Here is a 25,300-nt window from a genome sequence, read left to right as displayed (position 1 = left end):
GGGGTGATGGTGCATGAGCGGACTGCGCGTCATACCGACCTGGCGTCATGGACAGCAACGCCTGTACGTGTGCCGGACCGACGGGAGGCACGTCGCCTGGTACGACCGTGAGGCGGGCCGGGTGAACCTTCTCAGCGAGGAGCTGAGAGAGGACGTGCTGGCCGTCCTCGGCCCCTTCGTCACCGGCCCGGTCACCGTGGGACCGCCGCCCGTGCCGACCCCCGCCGAACTGGCCCGGCTGAGCCTCCCCCCGGACGACGACCTCGCCCCCAACCGGCCCGGCGAAGCCCTGCTGATCGCCCTCGACCGAGCCCCCGGCCCGGCACGCCGGCTGCGCCCCGACCCGCGCCGCCGCGCCCTGGCCGCCGAACAGACCGTCGGCGACGCGCTGGACCGGCTGGCGGGCGCCGGCTGGCACACCCTGCACTCCGTGCCACTGCCCGGCGGCGACCGCATCCACCACCTGGTCGTCGGCCCCGGGGGCCTGTTCTGCGTCCGCTCCGTCCACGCCCGCAGGCAGCGCGTCGTCGTCACCGACCCCATGGTCGCCGTGGGCCGGCACGAACCCCGGGCGCTGCTGCGCGGGCTGCGGGCCGACGCCGACCGCGCCTCCTACGCCCTCACCGCCGAGGTCCGCCCGGTCCTCGCCCTCGCCGGACCCTCCTCGGTCGCGGTCACCACACCCCTGCGGGAGGTGCGCGTCCTGCGCGACACGGACCTGTCGGAACTCGCCCGCGCCGGCGGGGTGCTGAAGCCTGCGGACGTGGAGGGCCTGCACGCGATGGCCCGCGACCGGCGGACGTGGACGCGGGTGTAGGGCCTGTAGGGCCCGACCGGCCCCGGACCACACCGGCACTGCCGCCGTCACGGCAGTGGTCGCGCGGCCTCCGGGTCCAGGAGCGGTGCCAGCAGGTCGCCGTAGTCCTGCAGCCGGGGGCCGATGTCCGGGGCGCGGAAGGACAGCCGCTCGGGGGCGCGGCACTCCTCGACCTCGGTCCAGGTGACCGGCGCGGAGACGGTCGGCTCGGCACGGGCCCGCAGGGTGTACGGCGTGGCCGTGGTCTTGCGGGCGGCGTTCTGGCTCCAGTCGACGAACACCTTGCCCGGGCGCAGACTGCGGGTCATCCGGTGGACGACCCGGCGGGGCATCGCCCGCTCCGCCTCGACGGCCAGTTCCCTCGCGTACTCCGAGACCCGCTCCGACGACGCCCCGCGCACCGCCGCCAGCAGATGCAGCCCCTTCGACCCGGACGTCTTCGCGTACACCTCGATCCCGTCCGCCGCGAGCCGCTCCCGCAGCCAGCAGGCGACCTCGCAGCACTCGACGACGGTCGCGGGCGACCCCGGGTCCAGGTCGAACACCAGCCGGTCGGCCTCGTCGGAGGTGCGGACGGTCCACTGCGGTGTGTGGTACTCGGCGACCAGGTTCGAGGCCCACATCAGGCTCGCCAGGTCCTGGACCAGCACCATCCGGGCCGGCCCCTCCATCCGCCGTACCTCGGCGGTGGTGACCCAGTCCGGTGTGCCCGGCGGCACGTTCTTGGTGAAGAAGACCTGGCCGCCCGGCCCGTCCGGGTAGCGCAGGAAGGAGACCGGGCGGTCGCGCAGATGCGGCAGCAGGGCGTCCGCCGTCGTGGCGTAGTAGTGCAGCAGCTCGCCCTTGGTGAAGCCCGTCGCCGGGTGGAGGACCTTCTCCAGATTGGAGAGGGCGACCCTGTGGCCCTCCACCTCGGTGATGGGTGTCATGGGACCCAGAATCCCATGATTAGGTGATGAAGGGGATGAACAAGGCCTCCGTGGCCACGCTCACGCCCCCACAGCCGCGCTCAGCCCCATGCCCGTGTTCATGCCCCGACGGCCGCGCTCATGCCCCTACGTACGCGGCCAGGTGCTCGCCGGTGAGCGTGGAGCGGGCCGCGACCAGGTCGGCCGGGGTGCCCTCGAAGACGATCCGGCCGCCGTCGTGACCGGCGCCGGGCCCGAGGTCGATGATCCAGTCGGCGTGGGCCATGACCGCCTGGTGGTGCTCGATGACGATCACCGACTTGCCGGCGTCGACCAGGCGGTCGAGGAGCCCGAGCAACTGCTCCACGTCGGCGAGGTGGAGACCCGTGGTCGGCTCGTCGAGCACGAAGACGTTCCGGCCCCCGCCCTTGTCACCCATGTGGGTGGCCAGCTTCAGCCGCTGCCGCTCGCCGCCGGAGAGCGTGGTGAGCGGCTGCCCGAGGGTGAGGTAGCCGAGCCCGACGTCCGCCATCCGCTCGACGATCCGGTGGGCGGCCGGGGTGCGCGCCTCGCCCTCGCCGAAGAACGCCTCGGCCTCGGTCACCGACATCGCGAGCACCTCGCTGATGTCCCGGCCGCCGAAGCGGTACTCCAGCACCGACGCCTCGAACCGCTTCCCCTCGCACTCCTCGCACGTCGTGGCGACGCTCTGCATGATCGCCAGGTCGGTGTAGATGACACCGGCGCCGTTGCAGGTGGGGCAGGCGCCCTCGGAGTTGGCGCTGAACAGCGCCGGTTTGACGCCGTTGGCCTTGGCGAAGGCCTTGCGGATCGGGTCGGCAAGCCCGGTGTACGTCGCCGGGTTGCTGCGCCGGGAGCCGCGGATCGGGGTCTGGTCGACCGACACCACGCCCTCCGCCCCCGCTTGTCGGGCCATCGACCCGTGCACCAGCGAACTCTTGCCGGAGCCGGCGACGCCGGTGACGACGGTGAGCACGCCGAGCGGGATGTCGACGTCGACGTCTCGGAGGTTGTTCGCCGAGGCGCCGCGGATCTCCAACGCGCCGGTGGGCTTGCGCACCGTCTCCTTCAGCGCGGCCCGGTCACCGAGGTGACGTCCGGTGACGGTGTCGCTCGCGCGCAGCCCCTCCAGGGTGCCCTCGAAGCAGACCGTGCCGCCCGCCGTGCCGGCGCCGGGCCCGAGGTCCACGACATGGTCGGCGATGGCGATCGTCTCCGGCTTGTGCTCGACCACCAGCACCGTGTTGCCCTTGTCGCGCAGCCGCAGCAGCAGCTTGTTCATCCGCTCGATGTCGTGCGGGTGCAGCCCGATGGTCGGCTCGTCGAAGACGTACGTGACGTCGGTGAGGGAGGAGCCGAGGTGGCGGATCATCTTCGTCCGTTGCGCCTCGCCGCCGGAGAGTGTGCCGGAGGCCCGGTCCAGGGAGAGGTAGCCGAGGCCGATCTCCACGAACGAGTCGAGCGTGTAGTGCAGCTTGGCGAGCAGCGGCGCGACCGAGGCGTCCTCGATCCCGCGTGCCCAGGTGGCGAGGTCGCGGATCTCCATCGCGCAGGCGTCCGCGATGTTGAGCCCGGCGATCCGCGAGGAGCGGGCCAGCTCGCTCAGCCGGGTGCCGTCGCAGTCGGGACACACGGCGAAGGTGACCGCCCGGTCCACGAAGGCCCGGATGTGCGGCTGCATCGACTCCCGGTCCTTGGAGAGGAACGACTTCTGGATCTTCGGGATCAGGCCCTCGTAGGTGAGGTTGACGCCGTTGATCTTCACCTTGGTCGGCTCGCGGTACAGGAAGTCGTGCCGCTCCTTCTTGGTGTACTCCCGGATCGGCTTCTCCTTGTCGAAGAACCCGGATTCGGCGATGACCCGCACGACCCACCCGTCCCCCGTGTAGGTGGGGATGGTGAACGGATCCTCGGACAGCGACTTCGTGTCGTCGAACAGCTGGGTGAGGTCGATGTCGGAGACCGTGCCCCGGCCCTCGCAGCGCGTGCACATCCCGCCGGTGCGGCTGAACGTCACCTTCTCCGTCTTGGTCTTGTCGGCGCCCCGGTCGACCGTGAGGCCGCCGCTCGCCGAGACCGAGGCGACGTTGAAGGAGAACGCGCCGGGCGGGCCGATGTGCGGGGTGCCGAGCCGGCTGAAGAGGATGCGCAGCATCGCGTTGGCGTCGGTGGCGGTGCCGACGGTGGAGCGCGGATCGGACCCCATCCGCTGCTGGTCCACGGTGATCGCGGTGGTCAGCCCGTCCAGCACGTCCACCTCGGGCCGGGCGAGGTTCGGCATGAAGCCCTGGAGGAAGGCGCTGTACGTCTCGTTGATCAGTCGCTGCGACTCGGCGGCGATCGTGTCGAACACCAGCGAGCTCTTCCCCGAGCCGGAGACGCCCGTGAACACGGTCAGCCGGCGCTTCGGGATCTCGATGCTGACGTCCTTGAGATTGTTCTCCCGCGCCCCGTGCACACGGATCAGATCATGGCTGTCGGCGGCGTGCGGCCCGGGAGCCTGCGCCCGCGTCCGCGCGCTCGTGGCCTTGGTCATCGTTCCTCCATCTGTCGGGCGGGGCCCCGTCACGGTCCCCACCGGCGTCGCCCGTCCACTGCCGACCGTCGTACGACCGCGGTGGCCCTCTTCGTAACGGCTACGGCGGTCCTCCGGATCTCAGACCTCGTGGACGCGGATCAGGTTGCCCGCCGGATCACGGACGACGAAGTCACGGACGCCGTACGGCTGGACGGTGAGGTCCATGGCCCTCACGCTAGGCGCGCCCCACCCACCCGCGCTTCTCGAATCCTGACCGGTGCGGTGGCTGGGCCGTACCTGGCCGGTGGCGGGGCCGGACCTAGGGTGCGTTTCAGAAGTGGATCTTGATGTGGCAAGATCCACTTCGTGGCGAGGCACGATCTGACGAATGCTCAGTGGGCGAAGCTGGAGCCGCTGCTGCCGCTCGGGAAGAAGCCTGGACGGCCACCGGTACACACCAAGCGGCAGTTGATAGACGGCATACGCTGGCGCACCCGCGCCGGTGCTCCGTGGCGGGACGTGCCCGAGCGGTACGGTCCGTGGGAGACGGTCTACGGCTTGTTCCGGCGCTGGCAGCGGGACGGCACCTGGCATCGTATCTTCGAGCAACTGCAGGCCCGGGCCGACGCGGAGGGACTGATCACCTGGGACGTCTCGGTGGACTCGACCATCGCCCGCGCCCACCAGCATGCGGCCGGTGCCCGCAAAAAGGGGATCTGCAGGTCGAGCCGCCCGGTGGTGTCTTCGCCGAGCCCGACGACCACGGTCTCGGACGCTCGCGGGGCGGGCTGACGACCAAGCTGCACCTGGCAGTCGAGCAGGCCCAGAAGCCGATGTCGCTGGTGATTACGGCCGGGCAGCGCGGTGACTCGCCGCAGTTCCAGGTGGTTCTGGGGCGTATCAGGGTGCCTCGGCTCGGGCCGGGCCGCCCGCGTACCCGGCCGGACAAGGTGCGCGCCGACAAGGCATACGGTTCCCGCGCGAACCGCGTCTACCTGCGCAAGCGCGGTATCCGCTGCACCATTCCGGAGAAGCGGGACCAGATCGCCAACCGCAAGAAGCGCGGTTCCCGCGGTGGCCGGCCGCCGAAGTTCGACACGGCCGACTACAAGGAGCGCCACGCGGTGGAGTGCGGCATCAATCGCCTCAAGCGCCACCGCGCGGTGGCGACGAGATACGACAAACTCGCCGTCCGCTACGAGGCGACCGTGCTGGTCGCAGCCATCAACGAGTGGCTGTGACCAGCACTTTCGAAACGCACCCTAGGCCGGTGGCGGGTGCGCGTCGGTCGTCGACGGGCAGGGGCGGCGGGTCGGCGTTACGGTGTGGGCAAACCGGAAGCAGGGACCCGAAAGGTGCGTGCTGCCCGTGCGATCCATCTGGAACGGTGCCATCTCCTTCGGCCTGGTCAGCATCCCGATCAAGCTGGTGAACGCGACCGAGAGCCACTCCGTCTCCTTCCGCCAGGTCCATCTGGAGGACGGCGGCCGCATCCGTTACCGCAAGGTCTGCGAGCTGGAGGACCGTGAGGTGACGCAGGGGGAGATCGGCAAGGCGTACGAGGACGCGGACGGCACGATGATCCCGATCACCGACGAGGACCTCGCGTCGTTGCCCATCCCCACGGCCAAGACGATCGAGATCGAGGGCTTCGTACCGGCCGAGAGCGTCGACCCGCTCCAGGTGGACGCGGCGTACTACCTCGCGGCGAACGGGGTCCCGGCAGCCAAGCCGTACACCCTCCTCCGCGAGGCGCTCAAGCGCAGCGGCAAGGTGGCGATCTGCAAGTTCGCGCTGCGGGGGCGTGAGCGGCTCGGCATGCTCCGGGTGGTGGACGACGTCCTCGCCATGCACGGTCTGCTCTGGCCCGACGAGATCCGTACGACCGAGGGGGTCGCCCCCGACGCGAGTGTCACCGTCCGCGACAAGGAACTCGACCTGGCGGACGCCCTGATGGACACGCTCGGGGAGGTCGACCTGGAAACCCTCCACGACGACTATCGCGAGGCGGTCGAGGAGCTGATCGCGGCGAAGGCGTCCGGCGAGGAGCCGCCGAGCGCTCCGATGCCGGCGGCGGAGGGCAAGGTCCTCGACCTCATGGCCGCGCTGGAGAAGAGCGTGCGTGAGGCGAAGGAGTCCCGGGGCGAGAGCGTCGACGCCCAGGGGGAGGCCGAGGCCGATGTGACCCACCTCGCGTCCCGGCCCACCCCCAAACAGTCCCCGGGCAAGAAGTCCACGGCATCGACCAGGAAAACGGCTGCTTCCCCGAAGAAGTCGACCGCGAAGACAACACAGCAGGCAAAGAAGACGGCCACGAAGCAACAGACGCCCAGAAAGACGACGGCGGCGAAGTCGACGAGCACGAAATCCACGGCGGCGAAAAAGTCCGCGACGGCGAAAACACCCGCAAAGAAGACCCCGGCGAAGAAGACCACGGCCCGCAAACGCTCGGCCTGAGGGGGAACGACTCAGTACGGCCCCACGCCGAGGGCCTCCTTCCGCGGTCTGGCCCGTCTGGCCCGTCTGGCCTGTCTGGCCTGTCTGGCCCAGCTCTTTCCTCGCTGGCCCTCGGCTTCCTGCAACCAGCTCCCTCTTTCAGCTCTCCAGTGGCCCTCCCGCCTACTCTCCCCACCCCCGCGCCGCTCAGCCACGACGGTCGCGGTCGCTCGGCGGCGCCCGGGCGCACAGGACGGGCCTGCTGCAAGCTGTGGCCGACCCGGAGGGCTACGTGGTGCGGCGGAGGGCCAGGACGGCGTTGTGGCCGCCGAAGCCGAACGAGTTCGTCAGGGCGAGGTCGCCGTCGCGGGGGAGCGGGCGCGGGGCGGCGGTGACGACGTCGAGGGTGATGGCCCGGTCCTGGTCGGCGCAGCCGATGGTCGGTGGGATGAGCCCGTGGTGGAGCGTGAGCGCGGTGGCAAGGGCCTCCACCGCCCCGGCCGCCCCCTGAAGGTGCCCGAGGTGCCCCTTCAGCGCCGTCACCGGCACCCGGCGCCCCGACAGCACCGCCGCCAGCGCGTTCGCCTCCGCGAGGTCCCCGTCGACCGTGGCGGTGGCGTGCGCGTTGATGTGGACCACGTCCGAGGGCCCCGCCGCCGCGTCCTCCAAAGCCCGCCGCAACGCGAGCGCCACTCCCGAGCCCGACGGATCGGGCGCCGCCATGTGATGCGCGTCGGCGGACAGCCCCCACCCGGCGGCCTCGCAGTAGACCCGGGCCCCGCGAGCCCGGGCGTGGTCCTCCGCCTCCAGCAGCAGAAACCCCGCTCCCTCGCCGTTCACGAACCCGTCCCGGTCCCTCGCGAACGGCCGGGACGGACTCGCCTCACCCTCGTCCAGCCCGTGCCGCGACAGAGCTCGCATCGCTGCGAAGGACGCCATGATCGCCGGGGTCACCACCGCCTCGGCCCCACCCGCGAGCGCGACGTCCACCCGCCCGTACCGGATCCGGTCGACCGCCTGCCCGATCGCCTCGGTCCCGGAGGCGCACGCACTGGTGACCGTCCGCGCCTCCCCGGTGATCCCGAGGTCCAGCGAGACCTGCGACGCCGCCTGCGAGGGCACACACATCGGGGTCGTGAGCGGCGAGACACCGCGCGGCCCCCGGTCCCGTAACTGCCGGTCGCCGGCCACCAGCACCGACGCGTCTCCGAGGATCGCCCCGGCGGACACCCCGACCCGGTCCGCGTCGAGCCCGCTCTCCGCCGCACCGCCGGGCTCGAAGCCCCCGTCCCGCCACGCCTCCCGCGCCGCCAGTACGGCGAACCGCGCGGCCCGGTTCATACGCCGGGCCCGGGGCCGGGGGAGCAGCTCGGCGGGATCCACCGGCACCGTCCCCGCGACCCGCACCGGTAACTCCGCGAACTCCTCCCCGTCCAACTCCCGTATCCCGCAACGCCCTTCCAACAGCCCCTGCCACAGCTCACCCACGCCCACCCCGAGCGGAGTGACGGCCCCCAGCCCCGTGACGACCACTCGGCGCCCCACCGAGTACTGCATACGCCCTCCCCAACTGCCCAGCCTCGCCCGATCCTCCAGTTCCCGAGATGGTTCCCGCTTCAACTGCTTACTGCACCCATCACTGCACCCATGGCCGGCGAGGGCACTCGCCCCGGGGGCGTAGCGCGAAGGCGTCCCGCGAGGCCGAGGCGGACACCGCGGTCCACGGCGACCACACAAGGCGCGACCCCGCCGCCGGCGTCTCACGAACGGCGGCCCACGGCGGTCCATGGCGGTCCATGGCGGCCTCCCGCACCGTCGGCCGCCTGCCTGCCTGCCGCGGCGCGGCCCCGAAGGCCGCCGCCCGTCAAAGAACTTTCGCTCGCACCAGCGCCGAGAGGACGAGCGTGCCCGGGAGGAGGGGGAGCCAGACGGTGAGGACGCGGTAGCCGATGACCGTCGTGGTGGCGAGGGCCGCCGGCGCGCCGAAGGCGACCAGGGTGAAGACGAGCGCCGCGTCCATGGGGCCGAGGCCGCCCGGCGCGGGCACCGCACCGGCCGCCGTACTGGCGACGAGATAGGCGAAGAGCATCTGCGGCCAGGACACGGGCAGCCCGAGCGAGGAGCCGACCGAGGCGACCACGGCCCCCTGGCACAGGGGGAAGGCGGCGGCCCCGCCCCACAGGGCCAGCGCCCGGCCGGGGCGGCTGTGCACGATCCGGGTGTCGGTGAGGGCGGAACGCAGCCCTCCGATCAGTGGCCGCCGCAACGGCCGTACGGTCGTGATCAGTGTGACCACGGCGGCGAGGCTGACGCCGGTGATCGCGCCGACCAGGGCGAGCGTCTCGCCCTTCGGGAGGAGTTCGGTCAGGCGCAGCGTGCCCGGGAAGGCGACGACGAAGGCGACGATCACCAGGGTCTTGGCCACGGGTTTGACTGCCGAGTACAGGGCGAGCGAGGACGTGGCCCGGGCGAGGGGGATGCCCTGGCGTCGCAGGAAGCGCAGGACGACGGCGTGGGCCCCGATGTTGCCCGGCAGCGCGTGCCCCGCCGCCCCGGCCGCGAACTGCGTCGCCAGCAACTGGCCCGGCGGCAGCCGTTCGGGCACCGCCCCCTGCCGTACGAACGCGGAGGCCACCGAACACAGGCCGGTGAACAACACCCCGGCCAGGAGCCACCGCGGATCGGCCGAGGCCAGCCGCACCGCCCCGCCGTGCACGGTGCGCCAGTCGAACGCCGCCCACGCGCCGAGCAGCACCAGCGGCAACAAGGCCAGAGCAAGCCGCAGCCGTCGGCCATTGGCGGCCGACCGGGCGGGGAGCAGCGCCCGAACCCTGCCGGGCAGGAGCGCGACAAGCCGGGCCGGGTGGGGTACGGAGGGCTGGGCGGAGGTGGAGGCGGAGTCGCAGGCCGGGGCCACCGTCGGGTTCGCGGGAGCCGCAGGGACCGTGGGGGCCGTGCGAACCGCGGGGTCGGCAGCCGCGGGATCCGCAGAAGCCGTGAGCTCGCACACCGCGAGCTCGCAATCCATGGGCGTGCGATCCGTGGGTGTGCAATCCGTCAGCTCGGCAGCCGTGGGCTCAGAATCCGTGAGCCCGGCAGCCGTGGGAGCGGCAGCCGTGAGCTCGGCGGCCGTGGGTGCGGTGTGACGCGGGGCCCGGGTGAGGTCCACGGGACGGGCCGGGCTGGGTATCAGGGTGAGGGGATCGGGGACCGGGGACGGGGTCGGCCGCGAGGGGGGCGGCGCGTCGAGCGGGAGCGGGAACAAAGGGCACGTCGTCCTTCCGCGTCGCGTCGGTACGGCGGGGGACCGCGTCGACGGAGGCAGGGCAAGTCAAGAACGAAGGGAACCCCAGGACCGTTCCCACCCCAAATGACTCCCCGGTATGCACCGCCCGAACTCCTGCCACCGCCAGAACGACGACACCGCGTCCGAACAGCGACTCCGCGCCCGACACCCACCCGAACCCCACGACCCCGCATGAGACGCAAGTCACTCCCGAGCCCCCCGACGCAAGGGGCCCACCCACCCCCTACGGCATCCCGCCCGCCCCGCCCCGCACCACCCCGCCTCACCGGTCGCCGCCGAGAGCGACGACCGCCGCCGTACCCCGCCGTACGCACCTGAGTCGATCCGCCGAAACCAATGCCACACCCACCCACCCCGAACGTCCGGCCGACCCACCCTCGACTGGAAACCACGGCACCCCACCCCCACCCCGCCGTTGTGATATGCGTCACTCGAGGCCTGGGGTTGTAGCGCTACACGCGCGAGCACAACACGGCCCTCGCCCTGCCACGCAGCCTGCTGCCGCGCGGCCGCCCCGAAGAGAGCGCGGTCGAGGTCACTCGCCTACCGCCGCTTCCGGCGCCCGGTCGCCCGCGTCGTCGGAGACGTCGTCGGCCACGGCCTGCACGCCGCCGCGACCAGGGGCCGGCTGCGCACCGCCGTCCACAACGTCTGCGCCCTCGACCTGCCCCGGGCGGACTGCTCACCCACCTCGACGACCTCGTCGACCGCCTCGACCGGGGCGAGGGCAGGGCGGTGGAGAACACCCACGAGGACTCCGGCATCGTCGGCGCGACCTCCCTGTACGCGGTCTACGCCCCCGGCGTCCCGGCGCTGCGTCCTCACTCGTGCCGGGCACCCGCTGCCGACGGCCGTGGCCCAGGACGGGCCGGTGGAGTTCGTCGACCTGCCCTCGGCCCCGCTGGGCCTGGGGCGGCATGCCCTTCGAGGCCGTCGAACTCGACCTGGCCGATGGCAGCCGACTGGTCCTCTGCACCGACGCCCTGGTCGAGGACCGCCACCGCGACATCGACACCGGCCTCGACATGCTCCGTACCGCCCTGGCCCGCCCCGACCGCGCCCCCGAGGACACCTGCGAGGCGGTCCTCGACACCCTGTTCGGCGACCCGGCGGTCGTCTCCCTCGCGCGGGAGGCGGTCACCGCGCAGCCAGCCGACTGGGGCCTGCCCGAACCGGCCTTCACCCGAACCGAGGGCGAGGGTGGCCGGGGCCTGTTCCTCGTAGCCCACCTCACCGGACGTTGGGGGCACGCGCCACACCCCCAACGGCGCGACCATCTGGACCGCGCACCCGTTCTCCGGAGGGGCGGCGGAGGCGAGTAAAATCCCAGCGAAAAAGCCCAGTTCACAAGGCGGGCGACCAGTAGACCGGACCGATCAAGCGCACGACACGCATGAGCCACCTGACGCACCGAACGGCGACGACCCGAATGACGACGCCCACTCCCACCCACCCGACACCCAGGTGACCCCCGACCGGCTGAACTCGGACGGCCCCACCCCCGATCCCGCTCCCTGCCGAGTGACGATCTGCCGGGACTGCTGCTGCGGCACCCCCAAACTCCCCGGCGTGGACCACGAGGCCCAGACCACCCGCCTCCAGTCCCTGGTGCCCACCCGCATCTCCGCCTGCCTGGACGCCTGCGACCAGGCCAACGTGATCGTCGTCCAGCCGTCAGCGGCAGGCCGAGCCGCAGGCGCCCGCCCCGTCTGGCTGGGCCTGGTCAACGACCCCGACGCGACCGAGGACATAGCCACCTGGATCCTCGCCGGCGGCCCGGGCATCACCCCCATGCCCCCCATCCTCGACCTCTACCTCTTCACCCCACCGTCCCGCAGGAGGACCTGACCTGAGCTGGGCGAAGTCCCGGCCCCTCGGAGGTGCCGGTACCCGTGCAGGCCGAGGTAGACGGTGGTGCTGAGGCCGCCGGGGCCGACCCAGTCGTGCCGCATGTCTACGAATCGGTCTCGATCCGGGCCACCGCTTGGGCGCTGAGGGCGGTGCGGCAATCATGGGGCCATGCATCGGCCGCCGCTCCGCCTCTACGCCCCCGAGTGGTTCACGGCCGACGAGTCGACCCTGAATGTGGCGTTCGTGTACCCGATGCAGGGGCCTGCCGGGATCTTCGGTCCCACCTGCGAGGCGTGCGCGCGGCTGGCCGCCGAGGAGATCAACAAGGCGGGCGGCGTGCTCGGCAAGGAGCTGCGGCTGCTGGAGGTCGACGGCGGCGCGGATCCTCAGCGGGTCGCGGACGAGGTCGAGGCCCTGGTGGCGGCGGGCGCGGTGCAGGGCGTCACCGGCTGGCACATCTCCTCGGTGCGGCAGGCGGTGGCACCACGCATCGCGCACCGGGTGCCGTACGTCTACACGGCCCTGTACGAGGGCGGCGAGCGCACCGAGGGCGTCTACATGACCAGCGAGACGCCTGCCTGGCAGCTGCTGCCGGCGATGCGGCTGCTGGCCGAGGCGCGGGGCGTGCGCCGCTGGTTCGTCGTCGGCAACAACTACATCTGGCCCCGCCGCACCGCCCAGGCCGCGCGCCGCTACGCGCGCGAAGGCCGGGACCGGGTCTGCGGCGAGGTGTACCTGCCGCTGGGTACCGACGACTTCACCGACGCCCTGCGCCGCATCGAGCGGGCGGACGCCGACGGCGTGCTCATGCTCATGGTGGGCAGCGACGCGGTCCGCTTCAACCGGGCCTTCGCCGCTGCCGGACTCGACCAGCGCTGCCTGCGGCTGAGCACACTCATGGACGAGAGCATGCTGCTGGCGAGCGGCGCCGAGGCAACGACCGACCTCTACAGCACGGCCGGGTTCTTCGCCTCACTGGCCGACCAGAACACGATGGACTTCCACGGCCGGTACGCGGGCCGCTTCGGTGTGGAGGCACCGGTTCCGGGCAGTCTCGGCGAGTCCTGCTACGAGGGCGTGCTGCTGCTCGCGGCGCTCATCGAACGGGCCCGAACCCTGGACGTGTCCGCCATCGGAGCGGCAGCCGAGAACGTCGCGTACGAAGGCCCGCGCGGCCTGCTGAGCCTGCACGGACGGCATGTGCGCCAGCGCATCTACCTGGCGCGGGCGGACGGGCTCGACTTCAATGTGCTCGCCCAACTGCGCGCTCCGCACGAGCTGTTGTGACGCTCCCGTCGCCTTCCAGTGCCCCGGCCAGCTGATCGAGCAGGGTCTGCAACCGCTCCTCGTCGTCCTGCCCGAGCAGGGGCTCCACCTCACCCCAGTCGGCCCGGACCGCGCGGGACAGCCGCTGCCGGCGCTGCATTCCCCGTGGCGTGAGCTGGGCCAGGACACGGCGCCGGTCGGCAGGGTCGACGCGGCGGAAGACCAGGTTCTGGTCGACGAGTTGGTCGATCAGCTTCGTCAGGGTCGGAGCCGGCAGGAAGGCATGGTCGGCGAGGGCGGTCATGTTGTGCCCCTCGCCGTCGGAGAGCAGGTCGAGCACCCGCCACGCCTCGATGGAGCAGTCGAACTCCTCGAGCACGGACTGGACTCGGCGCACCGCGAGGCGCTCGGCCCGTGTCAGCAGATGGAGCAGGTCCTGGGGCTGCCTCGCCATTGCACTCCTCAGCTCGCATGCGCACGACCCCGCGGCGGGGATGCCGTGAGCCTACCGTCGATCACTTCACTCTTGACAGAGCATTCCCAGAATATGATCCTTTCCGGAGGAAGCAATAAATGCCGTCACTGAGGCGCCGTTAATCGTGCGTCGTCAGTGGCGGCTCTCCTGTTTATCGACCTACCTCGATACTTTCGATGGAAACTGTTCTTCAATTGCGCCGAAACGCGGTTGAAACAGTTCCGCCGCAGGCTGTGGACGCACTTCAGCGACCAGCCCGGAGGTCACCCCGGAACGGCTGGGGAACTCGCGCGCCAACGCCGCCGCCACTGAAGCGCGTCCGCTCCATTCCTTCCCCAGAGTCTTCCGCTCCCTCCCCAGAGTCTTCCGCTCGCTTCGCACCGCCCTTCGGGGCATGGAGGTATTGAATGTCCGGGCTCAACATCAGCAGGCGCGGTCTCCTGGCAGGCGTATCCGCCCTCGGCGCATCCGCCGCCCTCAGCGCGTGCGGCGCCAAGACCGGCAGCGACACGTCGTCAGGCTCCGGCGCCAAGGCGGACACCTCGGGTGACACCGTCAAGGTCGGTCTGCTGAACTCGCTCTCGGGCACCATGGCAATCAGCGAGGTGACCGTCCACAACGCCCTGCTGCTCGCGGTCAAGGAGATCAACGCCGCCGGCGGCGTCCTCGGCAAGAAGCTCAAGCCGATCAGCCAGGACGGCGCCTCCGACTGGCCCACCTTCGCCGAGAAGGCGCAGACCCTGATCACGGACGACAAGGTCGTCGCCACCTTCGGCTGCTGGACCTCGGCCAGCCGCAAGGCCGTCAAGCCGGTCTTCGAGCGGAACAAGTCGCTGCTGTTCTACCCCGTGCAGTACGAGGGCCTGGAGCAGTCCCCGTACATCTTCTACATCGGCGCGACGACCAACCAGCAGATCGTGCCCGCGCTGGACTACCTCAAGAAGCAGGGCCTGACCAAGCTCTACCTCGTCGGCAGCGACTACGTCTTCCCGCGCACCGCCAACAAGGAGATCAGGGCCTACGCGAAGGCCAACGGCATGGAGGTGGTCGGCGAGGACTACGCGCCGCTGGGATCGACCGAGTTCAGCACCATCGTCAACAAGGTCAAGGACGCCGGCGCGGACGCCGTGTTCAACACCCTCAACGGCGACAGCAACGTGGCCTTCTTCAAGGAGTACAAGTCCGCGGGCCTGACCGCGAAGAGCCTGCCGGTGCTGTCGGTGTCCATCGCCGAGGAAGAGGTCAAGAGCATCGGCACCCAGTACCTGGAGGGCCAGCTGACGGCCTGGAACTACTACCAGACCACTCCGGGCGCGGCGAACGAGAAGTTCGTGAAGGCGTATCAGGCCGCCTATGGCAAGGACAAGCCGACGTCCGACCCGATGGAGGCCGCCTACATCTCGGTCTACCTGTGGAAGGCGATGGTCGAGAAGGCCGGCTCCTTCGACGTGGCGAAGGTGAAGGCCGCCTCGGACGGCATCACCTTCGACGCCCCCGAGGGCAAGGTCACCGTCGACGGCGCCACCCAGCACGTCTACAAGACGGCCCGGATAGGCAAGGTCGGCGCGGACGGCCTCATCGAGGAGGTCTGGAACTCGGGCAAGCCGATCGAGCCGGACCCGTACCTGAAGGGCTACTCCTGGGCCTCCGGCCTCTCCTGAGCCCCGCTCGGCCCCGCGTGGTGGGACCCGGCCTTCTCGTGAGGCCGGGTCACGCCCATGGAAAGCCCGCACCTTACGTCCCCGACCCGGAGCCGCTTCATGACGGTCATCCTCAACCAGTCCTTCACCGGCATCAGTATCGGTGCCGTGCTGCTGCTCATCGCGCTCGGCCTGACCCTGACCTTCGGTCAGATGGGCGTGATCAACATGGCGCACGGCGAGTTCATCATGGCCGGCGCCTACACCACGTACGTGCTGCAGAAGTCCATCAGTGGCGCGGGCGTCTCCCTGCTCGTCGCCCTGCCACTTGCCTTCCTGGTCGCCGGCGCCATGGGAGCGCTCCTGGAGTGGCTGCTCATCCGCCGCCTGTACACCCGGCCGCTGGACACCCTGCTGGTCACCTGGGGCGTGTCCCTGATGCTTCAGCAGCTCGCCCGTGACATCTTCGGCGCCCCCAACGTGCAGACCGCCGCCCCGGATCTGCTGACCGGCAACATCTCGGTCGCGGGCATCACCCTCGCCAACAACCGGCTGTTCATCCTCGGCCTCGCGCTGCTGTGCGTCCTCGGCCTCACCCTGATCCTGCGGCTCACCCCGCTCGGGCGCCGTATCCGGGCCGTCGTGCAGAACCGGGCCCTCGCCGAGGTGTCCGGCATCGCCACCGAGCGGGTGGACCGTACGACGTTCTTCATCGGTTCGGGCCTGGCGGGTGTGGCGGGCGTCGCGCTCACCCTGGTCGGCCCGATCGGCCCGACGATGGGCACCAACTACATCGTCGACGCCTTCCTGGTCGTGGTCGTCGGCGGCATCGGCCAGCTCAAGGGCAGTGTCATCACGGCCTTCGCGCTCGGCGTGCTGCAGTCGGTGCTGGAGTACTCGACGACCGTGAGCGTCGCGAAGGTCATCGTGCTCGTGGCGATCGTCGCCTTCCTGCAGTGGCGACCCCAGGGCCTGTACGCACTGCGCACCCGGAGCCTGGCATGACGACGACAACCTCCCCGACCAAGACGACGTCCGTGGCGCAGCCGTCGGCGTCCCTCCTGGAACGCTTCCGCGTGCCCGGCGGGTTTCTCCTCGGCGCCGTCCTGCTTCTCGGCATCGCCCCGCTGGCCCTGTCCGACTTCCGGCTCAACCTCCTGGCCAAGTACCTGTGCTACGCGATCGTGGCCGTCGGCGTGAGCCTCGCCTGGGGCCGCGGCGGACTGATGGTCCTCGGCCAAGGCGTCTTCTTCGGCATCGGCGGCTACGCCATGGCCATGCACCTCAAGCTCGCCGACGCCGCCGCCACCGGCCAGACCCTGCCCGACTTCATGCAGCTGTACGGCACCGGTGACGCGCTGCCCTGGTGGTGGAAACCGTTCGCCGACCCGGCCTTCGCGCTCGCCATGACCGTACTGCTGCCCATGGCGGTTGCCGCGCTGCTCGGCTTCCTCGTCTTCCGCCGCCGGGTCAAGGGCGCGTACTTCGCGATCCTCAGCCAGGCCCTCGCGGCGGCCCTGGCCATCTGGCTGGTCGGCCAGCAGGCCACCACGGGCGGCACCAACGGCCTGACCGACATCCAGGGCTTCTTCGGCTACGACCTCAACGACCCCGTCAACCAGCGGACGGTGTACTTCATCGTCGCCGCTGTACTGCTCCTGCTCATGGCAGCCGCCCGCCAACTGTTCGTCAGCCGCTACGGCGAACTCCTCATCGCCGTACGGGACTCCGAGGAGCGGGTGCGCTTCCTCGGCTACAACCCGGCCAACGTCAAGCTGGTGGCGTACGTCGTCGCGGCCGGCATGGCGGGCCTGGCCGGTGCCCTCTTCGTGCCCGCGGTCGGGATCATCTCCCCGGCGCTGATCGGGATCGTGCCGTCCATCGGCTTCGTCATCGGCGCGGCGGTCGGCGGCCGGGCCAGCCTGGTGGGCGCGGTGCTGGGCGCGATCGCGGTGGCCTGGACGCAGAGCACGCTCTCGGACGCCTACCCCGCGGCGTGGACGTACCTCCAGGGCCTGCTGTTCGTCGTGGCGGTCGGCTTCCTGCCCGGCGGCCTGGCGTCCCTGGTGACCGTGCTGCGCAAGCGCCGTACCGTTGCGACCCCGACGGGAGAGACAGCATGATCGGCGAGGGACTGACCGTCCGCGACCTGCGCGTGACGTTCGACGGCTTCAGGGCCGTCGACGGAGTGGACCTGGACATCCGTCCCGGCGACCTGCGCTTCCTCATCGGGCCGAACGGCGCCGGCAAGACCACGCTCGTCGACGCGGTCACGGGTCTGGTGAAGGCGACCGGCTCGGTCCGATTCGGAGACCACGACCTGCTGGGCAAGCCGGTCCACAAGATCGCCCGTATGGGCGTCGGCCGTACCTTCCAGACGGCCACCGTCTTCGAGGAGCTGACCGTCCTGCAGAACCTCGACATCGCGGCAGGCGCCGGACGCGGCCCGTGGACGATGCTGCGGCGCCGCAAGGGTGTACCGGAGTCGGTGACGAGGGCGCTGGAGACCACCGGCCTGACGGACCTGCGCGATCGCCCGGCGGGCGTGCTCGCCCACGGCCAGAAGCAGTGGCTGGAGATCGGCATGCTGCTCGTCCAGGACGTGAAACTGCTGCTGCTCGACGAGCCCGTCGCAGGCATGAGCCACGACGAACGCGAGGCCACCGGCGAACTGCTCCAACGGGTCAGCGGCGACCACACCGTCGTCGTCATCGAGCACGACATGGACTTCATGCGCTCCTTCGCCCGCAGCGTCTCCGTCCTGCACGCCGGCAAGGTGCTCAGCGAGGGCTCTGTCGCCGAGGTCCAGGCCGACGTCAAGGTCCAGGAGGTCTACCTCGGCCGCGCCTCCGAACCCGAGCCCGAGCCTGAGCCCGCTGCCGTTCCTGTCGCCGAGGAGGCGTGACGCCCATGTTGGAGATCAACACCGTCCGGGCCGGCTACGACCGCACCACCGTGCTGCACGGAGTGACTGTCGCGGTCCCGAAGGACGGCGTCGCGGCCGTCCTCGGCCACAACGGCGCCGGCAAGAGCACGCTCCTGCGTGCGGCCATGGGACTGATCAAGCCGACGGGCGGCACGGTCCTGCTGGACGGCGAGGACATCACCAGCCTCGCCCCGCACCAGCGGGTGGCCCGCGGCATGGCGTACGTCCCGCAGGGCCAGCAGTCCTTCCCGCACCTCACCACCGCCGAGAACCTCCAACTCGTCGCCGACGGCCGCCCCGACGGCAAGGAGGCCATCACCGAGGCCCTGGACCTCTTCCCGGCCCTGCGCGAGCTGTCCGGCCGCCGCGCCGGCCTCCTCTCCGGCGGCCAGCGCCAGCAACTCGCCATCGCCCGCGCCTTGATCACCCGCCCCAGGCTCCTCCTTCTCGACGAGCCGACCGAGGGCATCCAGCCCTCCGTCGTCGCAGAGATCGAGGAGACGATCCTCGCCCTCACCCGACGCGGCGGCCTCTCCGTCCTCCTCGTCGAACAGCACGTCGGCTTCGCCATGCGCGCCGCCCAGCGCTACTACGTCCTGGAAGCGGGCCGCGTGACCTCCTCCGGCGACGGCGGGGTGGCGGCCGAGCAGACCGTACGGACCGCGCTCAGCGTGTGAGGACGGAGAGGACTCCCATACTCATCGCGCAGGGGAGCGACCTCCACCTCGAAGGCGGAGAGGACAGCGTCGAGCGGCCCATGAGGGTCCGGGAGTACAAATACCCCAACGAACTCCCGGGCCCCGCCGACGAGCATTTTCCGGAGTGCCCCCGGCAGGATTCGAACCTGCGCACACGGCTCCGGAGGGCATGCCGTCATGGGGCCGAAGAGGGCCCCTGACCTGCACCTTTCCCGGGCCTCCTGCTGAGGGACGTTGATATCTATCGCAGACCATGCGTCGGATGAATTCCCGCTCACCCGCCGGGTGCGAGGCGGGGCGGCTGCCCTCGTGCTCGGCCTGGCTGAGGCAGGCAGGGGCCATGGGCGCACAAGGCCGCTTGCCCCCAACGGGATGACCGCTGGTCCGTACGCGGTGTGGTGTCAGTGGTCGCAGGTAACATGCCGTCATTCCTCCGGGAGGGGTGGGGCGATGTCTGCGAGTGATCACGAAGATGAGCCTAGAGCAACTGACGACGGTGCCGACGTGGGCAGAGGAAACGACGCTGGCACCATCAATCCGCGACTAAGTGATGTATTTGACTTGACGATTCGCCAGGATGAGGTGGGATTTGCTATCCCGCATCTTAAGGAGGATCTGCCGCTCTCGATTGATCCCTTCCTTCTCTGGAAGTCGGAAAGTACCGAGTATGCGACTCTGCACGAAACCCTCTTGAGCTTTGTCGAAAAAGTAAGGTCGGAAGCTATTGGAGGGAGCGAAACGCGGGCACAGCTACTTCTCTCTGAGGTTGCTGAGCCGGTAGAGCTAGGGCTCGGATATGCAGCTGGAAGTAAGAGAGGCTCCGCTCTGGGACCAGCCTTGAGGACTGCCATTACTGCAACCTTTAGGGACACCCCGCAGCTCCACTCTGAAGGTCTCAGCCATATCGAGTTGCTCGCTCTCCTTGTTCCCAAAGTAGCTGAAGACCGTATCAGTGACATCACAGCTTCTGTGATTAAGAAATGGCTTGCGGAATATAGTGAAAAGCAGTCGAAGCAGCTCGGTATTCCAACTCGAAGCTTCAGAATGCTTGGTTGGGATGGGGGTCGGCTCGATTGGGTGCCGTTTAGTTGTCGACTTCCGTACAACCCTGTTGATGAATCTCCCATAATTCTGTGCCCGCTCGACCTGCTGCGCCGCCTGCCGTGGATCAATTACGCGGATTACTATCGCAGTTCATATGCGCCGCTGGTGCTTCCTCCAGGAAGATCCAGGAAGGCGGTGCCCAAGGAATCGGTGTTGGCATATAACCGTGCTCATTATGACACGGTCCAGGGGTATGTGGCCTCCCGTGAGGCCAATGCATCGCTCTGCACTCCTGATCCACTCTTCACGCCGCTGCGCTTCACAACGCTTAAGCGGAAGCTTGCTGAGCTGCGTAAGTTGCCCACAGGTAGGGCCGGGGGCGCCGACAAGCAGTTCGAGGATCTGGCATACGAGCTACTCTCCTCTCTGCTTTACCCTGAGCTCGATCTCGCGGCCGACCAAGTGCGGACAATCAGCGGCGCGCACATTCGTGATGTGATCTTCCATAACGATAGAAAGACCGCTTTCCTGGGTGACTTGCGTGATCAGTATGGAGCCCGCCAAGTCGTGGTCGAGTTGAAGAATGTGAAGTCTCTGGAGACTGAGCACGTGAATCAACTATACCGTTATTTGGATGAAGAGGATATCGGGAAGTTCGGCATCCTCTTGGCTCGTAATCCTTCTCCACGAAACGTGGCCCAGAATATTGTGGACCTGCATTCATCTAAACGTGCGGCCGTGCTGTGTCTTGACGACAGCGACCTTGAGTTGATGCTTCAGTTGATGGAATCTGGACGTCGGCCGATCGAAGCCGTTCGTAAGAAGTACGTAGAGTTTACGAGAACTCTTCCGAAGTAGGAGTACATCATGACCGACATCAGTGAAGCGCAGGCGGAAACGTATGACCGCCTAGTTCCGATGCTGACAGCTGCCCATAAGGAGATGAGTGAGCTTTCGAAGAAGAAACAAGATGGAATCGTTAATGCCTTGAAAATTAGGAACATCAACAGGCTCTTGGATGAGCTCGTTAAGGTTCTCGGCGATGATCCGAGTCGAGATTTTCTCGAAAATCTGGACGAAGAAACCCTTCCGCAAAACAGTGACGTAGTGCTGCTTCTGAGTCAATGGCAGGCTGCACTTGGGCAGTTCAAGAAACGGCACTATGGGGTAGATTCCATGTACGAACATCGCTGGTTCACGGTGGATAATCCGAGGTCGTAGTCTTGGAGGGGGATGCCTCGAAGTTGCGTGAACCTGGGAGGCTTGTTCGTGACTACCCGATCGCGGAAGGGGAGGCTGTGCCACAAGCGAGTCCACGCGGTACCTATCTGCAAGTCTCTGAGGCGTTGCGGCAACAGATCGAGTCGCGCAACGCGGACAGTGTCTTGCCGTCGGAGGCCGCCCTCATGCGTGCGCATGACGTCTCGCGCAATACCATCCGCCGCGCTCTTAAGGTCTTGGAGGCCGACGGCGTCGTTGAACCGGCACCCGGCATCGGTTGGCGTGTCGTCCAGGGCGGTGACCGGCGTTCCTTGGCGCAACGGATGACGGACCTGATCGCGGAGGACTCCCTTGCAGTAGGCGACACCTACCCCTCCGAGGCGAAGCTGTGTCAGCGGTTCGGGTCTTCCCGCACCGCTGTGCGCCGCGTGCTGGCACAGATGGAAGGAAACGGCCTGCTCGCCACCGTCCACGGCAAGGGGCGAACCGTACACGCTCTCCCGACGCCTACCGACCGGCCGTAGTCTTGGCTGCCATGGGACTGACTGAGTGGGCGTACTCGCTCTCCGAATCGCTGCTGTCCGATCCGCTCCCGCGCCGGTGGGCGCACTCGCTGGGGGTCGCCAAGCGCGCTCGCTCCCTGGGCCCGATCATGGGCGACGATGCCGAGTTGCTGGAAGCTGCCGCGGTGCTGCATGACATCGGGTACTCGCCGGCCATCGCCACGACCGGTTTTCATCCCCTGGACGGTGCGCGGTTCCTCCGCGACCAGGAGAAGGCAGACGAGCGGGTCGTTCGTCTCGTGGCCCACCACTCCTGCGCCCTGCTGGAAGCCGAGGAACGCGGGCTGAGGCAGGACCTTGAAGGGGAGTTCGAGCTAGAGCGTCCGGACCTTGTCGATGCCCTGCTCTTCTGCGACATGACGACGACGCCCGACGGAACGCAGACCACCTCGACCGAGCGGCTGGACGAGATCGTGCAGCGGTACGGCCCGGACACGATCGTCGGGCGATTCATCCAACGCGCGGCACCCGAGATCCATGCGGCGGCGAAGCGTGTTGAGAGCCGGTTGGCGCAGGTCTCCGCCGACAGTCAGCCGATGTAGGGCTCTCGCCGCGAGTCGTCGAGACCGTGGCGGATGCGCAGCATCATCGACGGGTGGATGTCCAGCTCGTCAAGGTCCGTTGGGTCAACCCAGCGGACCTCTTTTGACTCACTGCTCGTACGCAGCGAGCCCCCGACAGGGTGGGCTCGGAAGCAGATGGAGAACTGTTGCCGGACCTCTCCGTCGTCGTACGCCAGCACGTGTTCAGGGTCGGTGTAGAGGCCGACGATGCTGTCCACTTCGACGTCAATGCCGGTCTCTTCCGCGACCTCACGTACGGCGGTGTCAGCGATGCGTTCGCCGATGTCGTGGCCGCCACCGGGCAGCGCCCACAGGTCGTTGTCGGTCTTGTGGATGAGCAGCAAACGCCCCGTGTCGTCTCGGACGATCGCGGTGATGGAGGGCACCACCGAGTTGGCTTGAGGGGCGTTCGGGTCGCGGAAGTAGTCGATGCGGCTCATCAGGCAGCGCCTTCCCAATCGGCAGGTGAAGAGATCGGGCGGGCCGATTGCCAGACCTTCTCAACGCTCTCAGCGTAGGCGTCGAAGAGTTCACCGCCGGGCACGCGTTGCAGGTGCAGCACGGGAGCCATGTAGGCGCCGACGCCATAGAGGTGCCCGTTGGCCAGCATCTCATCATCGGCCCGGTAGATGGAGTTGTAGAGGGTCGTACTGTGCAAACGGAACTCCACCCCGGGGAGACCGAAGAGTGGGCCGTAGTTGATAAGGGCGTTCCGGATCTTGCCTGCCATCGCCCCGCCGATACCTTCGTCCTCGCCCCGCATCGCCACAGCCGGCGACGTGGGCTCTCCCAGGATGAAGCGGATGGGCACTCCGTCGGCTGACTTCTCCTTCACGATCCGGTGGAACGACGCGTCTTCTGTGAGCCAGAACCCGGAGTACACCAACAGGTCAAACTGACGGGTCGCCTTGGAGTAGAGGTTCGTCCACAGGTTCTGCATCACGACGGATCGGTGTGGATAGAGCCTGACCAACTCCGCGTTGCCGGCGGCCGCAACCTCAGCTGACGTGCGCTCGTCCGGCCACAGGTACGACACCTCGCACCTCAGCAGCGACGCTGTTGCGAACTGGAAGCGGCGGTACGGCTTGCGCTCAGGTTCGTTGATCCATCGCTCGACCGTCTTGGCCGCGACCCCGAGTCGTTCGGCAACCTCATCGAGCGTCAGTCCCAAGTCCACTATCGCGCCGCGCAGTCGCTCGTTCGCCATGCCAACCTCCGACTTATTGGGACGACTTGGTTCGACTTCACGGTAGCTAAGAACGACCTGAGCCGCGCAACCGCGAAGTCGAACGTCGTCGCTGCCGACGCCAGTCTGTAGGTACATCGAGCGCGAGGGTCTCGCAGACCTCCATCAGCCGAAGGGCTTGACGGAGCGAACCTCCCTCTGCAAGATGAGGAACACGTAATACATGTTCCTCTAGTTCGGATCGCGTCAGCGACCCGAACGAGCGCACGACCAGGAGCCCCGCATCGGACGGGGGGAGGCGACCCGGCGCCTTGGCATTAACCGGAGGGCTGGAGACCGAGAGGTCTCATCTCCATACGCCTGAAACGGGAGCCCGAGCTCCCGAAGGAGACAACGCACCACGGCACCTGACCGCCGTACCTCGTACGGCGGTCAGGTGCCTTCCGGGGCGGTCACCTCTCGCCAAAGACCGTGACCGCCCCGGCACTTCGCATCACACGTCCCCTCGACTTCCTGGAGTTCGCCATGACCGAACGCACGATCCCCGTGGACGCCTTCGGCCCGATCGCCCTGGACCTGACCATGAACGCGGGCACTATCCGCGTCGTCGTTGACCCCGCGCTGAAGCAGGCGCACGTGGCGCTGAAGACCGCGGCCACCTCGGGCCCGTCGGCCGACGCGATCCGCGACACCGCCGTCAGTCTCACCGGTCAGAACCTCAGGGTTCGCGTCCCGGATGTCGCCGACGGTACGGGCGGCAGCACCACCATCCGCATGGGCAACAGCACCATGACGTTCTCCGGCGGCAGCGGCGTGCAGATCATCAACGGCAACGTGCACCTCACCGGTCACGGTGGCGGCAAGGTGTTCGTCAACGGCCGTGAGGTAACCGCGAGTGGCCCGGCCGGGGGCGCGGTCACCCCGGTCACCGCCACGATTCACCTGCCCACCAAGTCGGTGGTCGCGATCGGTACGAACAGCGCGAACACCGTCGTCACCGGCACCCTGGCGCGACTGGAGTACGACGGCACGTCCGGCACCCTGGCCGCTGAGCGCATCGGCGAACTGGACGCCACGGTCACCAGCGGCAGCGTCACCGTCGGCGACGTGAGCGGCCCGCTGGACGTCAACCTCACGTCCGGCAACGTCAACGTCGGCGCCTACAGCGGCCACCATGCCCGGCTGAACCTCACCTCCGGCAACATCCGCATGACCGCGACCTCGCAGGCGACCGGCCGTCTCGTGGTGAATGCCACCTCGGGGTGCGCGCGCATCACGGGCGCGGCGCACCTGAATGTCCGCCGCCGGGTGGCCGGCGGCGACGTCCAGATCAGCTAGTGGAGCGAGCGGCGAGTATGTGCCCGCAGTGAGGTGGTCAGTGGAAGCGGCCGGAACTCGAGGTGCGCGAGAGGAACTTTGTGCCCATAGTCACAGGGTTAATATATTGCGAGTTCAAGAATTCTCGCGTACAATAACGACCCGGCTCCGCCGGGTCGTTGGTCTACGCGAGAGTCCTCGAACCCGTCAAAGGTCCTCTGACCTGCGAAAACACCCCTTGCTGCGGATAACGCTGCCCTCGATGCTTGAGTCGACGAACCGGGCCCGGTCACGTCACGGAATAGACCCGACTCGCAGAGAGACAGCTGACCGTGCTTGAAAACCTCGGGAACGCAGCCAATTTGCTGGCTGCCTACCTCACTTTCCTGGCGGCGGTACCCGGACCGCGCTTCACCAACGTCGACACCTCGCGTGACTCGAAGACTGCAATCGAGCATGTCCGCGCCATCGGCGACCACCTTCGCGCCCTGATGCGGCGCCTGCTCCGCCGCCGGAGCTAGCCGCCGAAACGGTGGACCCGAG

Annotated in this window: 22 protein-coding genes and 2 pseudogenes; 17 read left to right on the top strand and 7 right to left on the bottom strand. The window is 68.8% G+C overall.

Annotation, left to right across the window (positions count from 1 at the left end; translation table 11 throughout):
- The first annotated feature begins 13 nt into the window (after positions 1-13).
- On the top strand, positions 14-817 hold the full coding sequence (locus tag ACZ9QC_RS12915; protein ID WP_472920279.1) for a nuclease-related domain-containing protein: 804 nt from the start codon (positions 14-16) through the stop codon (positions 815-817).
- Positions 818-864: 47 nt separating this feature from the next.
- On the opposite strand, the gene ligD is transcribed toward ACZ9QC_RS12915, so the two are convergent.
- A complete protein-coding gene (gene ligD, locus ACZ9QC_RS12910) occupies positions 865-1,746 on the bottom strand; it encodes a non-homologous end-joining DNA ligase (protein ID WP_472920278.1) in 882 nt (293 codons plus the stop codon).
- A gap of 118 nt (positions 1,747-1,864) precedes the next feature.
- A complete protein-coding gene (locus ACZ9QC_RS12905) occupies positions 1,865-4,282 on the bottom strand; it encodes an ATP-binding cassette domain-containing protein (protein WP_472920277.1) in 2,418 nt (805 codons plus the stop codon).
- Positions 4,283-4,630: 348 nt separating this feature from the next.
- On the opposite strand from ACZ9QC_RS12905, the gene ACZ9QC_RS12900 reads away from it, so the two are divergent.
- A protein-coding gene (locus tag ACZ9QC_RS12900) for an IS5 family transposase (RefSeq protein WP_472919063.1) occupies positions 4,631-5,505 on the top strand; the annotation gives its coding sequence in 2 pieces (ribosomal slippage) (positions 4,631-5,020 and positions 5,023-5,505; 873 coding nt in all).
- 127 nt (positions 5,506-5,632) lie between these two features.
- A complete protein-coding gene (gene ku, locus ACZ9QC_RS12895) occupies positions 5,633-6,721 on the top strand; it encodes a non-homologous end joining protein Ku (RefSeq protein ID WP_472920276.1) in 1,089 nt (362 codons plus the stop codon).
- Between the two features lie 267 nt (positions 6,722-6,988).
- Here the strand turns inward: ku and ACZ9QC_RS12890 are convergent.
- Positions 6,989-8,239 (bottom strand): annotated as a pseudogene (locus ACZ9QC_RS12890) (beta-ketoacyl-[acyl-carrier-protein] synthase family protein); the annotation flags it as partial.
- A 325-nt stretch (positions 8,240-8,564) separates the two neighbouring features.
- The gene (locus tag ACZ9QC_RS12885; protein ID WP_472920275.1) at positions 8,565-9,617 is read right to left on the bottom strand and encodes a lysylphosphatidylglycerol synthase transmembrane domain-containing protein; all 1,053 of its coding nucleotides are present in this window, start codon (positions 9,615-9,617) and stop codon (positions 8,565-8,567) included.
- 991 nt (positions 9,618-10,608) lie between these two features.
- Between ACZ9QC_RS12885 and ACZ9QC_RS12880 the strand changes: the two are divergent.
- The 4 genes and pseudogenes from ACZ9QC_RS12880 to ACZ9QC_RS12865 form a co-directional block, all read left to right on the top strand.
- A pseudogene (locus ACZ9QC_RS12880) lies at positions 10,609-10,860 on the top strand (ATP-binding SpoIIE family protein phosphatase); the annotation flags it as partial.
- Between the two features lie 64 nt (positions 10,861-10,924).
- Positions 10,925-11,329 (top strand): SpoIIE family protein phosphatase, encoded by a 405-nt coding sequence (locus tag ACZ9QC_RS12875; RefSeq protein WP_472920274.1) that lies wholly within the window; start codon positions 10,925-10,927, stop codon positions 11,327-11,329.
- A 157-nt stretch (positions 11,330-11,486) separates the two neighbouring features.
- Positions 11,487-11,855 carry a (2Fe-2S) ferredoxin domain-containing protein gene (locus ACZ9QC_RS12870; protein ID WP_472921670.1) on the top strand — a complete coding sequence of 123 codons (369 nt, stop codon included), beginning with the start codon at positions 11,487-11,489 and terminating at the stop codon, positions 11,853-11,855.
- A gap of 171 nt (positions 11,856-12,026) precedes the next feature.
- Positions 12,027-13,145 carry a substrate-binding domain-containing protein gene (locus ACZ9QC_RS12865; protein WP_472920273.1) on the top strand — a complete coding sequence of 373 codons (1,119 nt, stop codon included), beginning with the start codon at positions 12,027-12,029 and terminating at the stop codon, positions 13,143-13,145.
- On the opposite strand, the gene ACZ9QC_RS12860 is transcribed toward ACZ9QC_RS12865, so the two are convergent.
- Positions 13,102-13,578 (bottom strand): MarR family winged helix-turn-helix transcriptional regulator, encoded by a 477-nt coding sequence (locus ACZ9QC_RS12860; RefSeq protein WP_472920272.1) that lies wholly within the window; start codon positions 13,576-13,578, stop codon positions 13,102-13,104. The two genes, ACZ9QC_RS12865 and ACZ9QC_RS12860, sit on opposite strands and share 44 nt — an antisense overlap.
- Positions 13,579-14,006: 428 nt before the next feature.
- Here ACZ9QC_RS12860 and urtA point away from each other — a divergent pair, with 428 nt between their 5' ends.
- The 9 genes from urtA to ACZ9QC_RS12815 all read left to right on the top strand — a co-directional run bounded on the left by urtA (position 14,007) and on the right by ACZ9QC_RS12815 (position 22,233).
- Positions 14,007-15,260 carry an urea ABC transporter substrate-binding protein gene (gene urtA, locus ACZ9QC_RS12855; RefSeq protein ID WP_472920271.1) on the top strand — a complete coding sequence of 418 codons (1,254 nt, stop codon included), beginning with the start codon at positions 14,007-14,009 and terminating at the stop codon, positions 15,258-15,260.
- A 99-nt stretch (positions 15,261-15,359) separates the two neighbouring features.
- Positions 15,360-16,244 (top strand): urea ABC transporter permease subunit UrtB, encoded by an 885-nt coding sequence (urtB, locus tag ACZ9QC_RS12850; protein WP_184899403.1) that lies wholly within the window; start codon positions 15,360-15,362, stop codon positions 16,242-16,244.
- Entirely contained in the window at positions 16,241-17,362 is a 1,122-nt protein-coding gene (gene urtC / locus ACZ9QC_RS12845) for an urea ABC transporter permease subunit UrtC (protein ID WP_472920270.1), read from the top strand. The genes urtB and urtC overlap by 4 nt, the downstream gene beginning before the upstream one ends.
- Complete coding sequence (gene urtD / locus ACZ9QC_RS12840) at positions 17,359-18,144, top strand: urea ABC transporter ATP-binding protein UrtD (protein ID WP_472920269.1); 786 nt, start codon at positions 17,359-17,361, stop codon at positions 18,142-18,144. Before urtC ends, urtD begins: the two co-directional genes overlap by 4 nt.
- Before the next feature lie 5 nt (positions 18,145-18,149).
- Positions 18,150-18,842: an urea ABC transporter ATP-binding subunit UrtE gene (gene urtE, locus ACZ9QC_RS12835; protein WP_472920268.1), complete on the top strand. Its 693-nt coding sequence runs from the start codon at positions 18,150-18,152 to the stop codon at positions 18,840-18,842.
- Between the two features lie 471 nt (positions 18,843-19,313).
- Positions 19,314-20,765 (top strand): hypothetical protein, encoded by a 1,452-nt coding sequence (locus ACZ9QC_RS12830; protein ID WP_472920267.1) that lies wholly within the window; start codon positions 19,314-19,316, stop codon positions 20,763-20,765.
- 9 nt (positions 20,766-20,774) lie between these two features.
- Positions 20,775-21,128 carry a hypothetical protein gene (locus ACZ9QC_RS12825; protein WP_472920266.1) on the top strand — a complete coding sequence of 118 codons (354 nt, stop codon included), beginning with the start codon at positions 20,775-20,777 and terminating at the stop codon, positions 21,126-21,128.
- Between the two features lie 77 nt (positions 21,129-21,205).
- Entirely contained in the window at positions 21,206-21,652 is a 447-nt protein-coding gene (locus ACZ9QC_RS12820; RefSeq protein WP_472920265.1) for a GntR family transcriptional regulator, read from the top strand.
- 11 nt (positions 21,653-21,663) lie between these two features.
- The gene (locus ACZ9QC_RS12815; protein ID WP_424884638.1) at positions 21,664-22,233 is read left to right on the top strand and encodes an HD domain-containing protein; all 570 of its coding nucleotides are present in this window, start codon (positions 21,664-21,666) and stop codon (positions 22,231-22,233) included.
- Here the strand turns inward: ACZ9QC_RS12815 and ACZ9QC_RS12810 are convergent.
- Together ACZ9QC_RS12810 and ACZ9QC_RS12805 are read right to left on the bottom strand one after the other, a co-directional pair.
- Positions 22,221-22,694 carry an NUDIX domain-containing protein gene (locus ACZ9QC_RS12810; protein WP_472920264.1) on the bottom strand — a complete coding sequence of 158 codons (474 nt, stop codon included), beginning with the start codon at positions 22,692-22,694 and terminating at the stop codon, positions 22,221-22,223. The genes ACZ9QC_RS12815 and ACZ9QC_RS12810 overlap by 13 nt on opposite strands.
- Positions 22,694-23,461 carry a helix-turn-helix domain-containing protein gene (locus ACZ9QC_RS12805; protein ID WP_472920263.1) on the bottom strand — a complete coding sequence of 256 codons (768 nt, stop codon included), beginning with the start codon at positions 23,459-23,461 and terminating at the stop codon, positions 22,694-22,696. The genes ACZ9QC_RS12810 and ACZ9QC_RS12805 overlap by 1 nt, the downstream gene beginning before the upstream one ends.
- A 504-nt stretch (positions 23,462-23,965) precedes the next feature.
- Between ACZ9QC_RS12805 and ACZ9QC_RS12800 the strand changes: the two genes are divergently transcribed.
- Positions 23,966-24,778 carry a DUF4097 family beta strand repeat-containing protein gene (locus ACZ9QC_RS12800; protein WP_472920262.1) on the top strand — a complete coding sequence of 271 codons (813 nt, stop codon included), beginning with the start codon at positions 23,966-23,968 and terminating at the stop codon, positions 24,776-24,778.
- The last annotated feature ends 522 nt before the right edge of the window (positions 24,779-25,300 follow it).

This window comes from Streptomyces sp. HUAS MS02 (assembly GCF_055702265.1).
The sequence above is the reverse complement of the archived record's forward strand: the minus strand, read 5'-3'. Positions and strand labels throughout refer to the sequence as shown.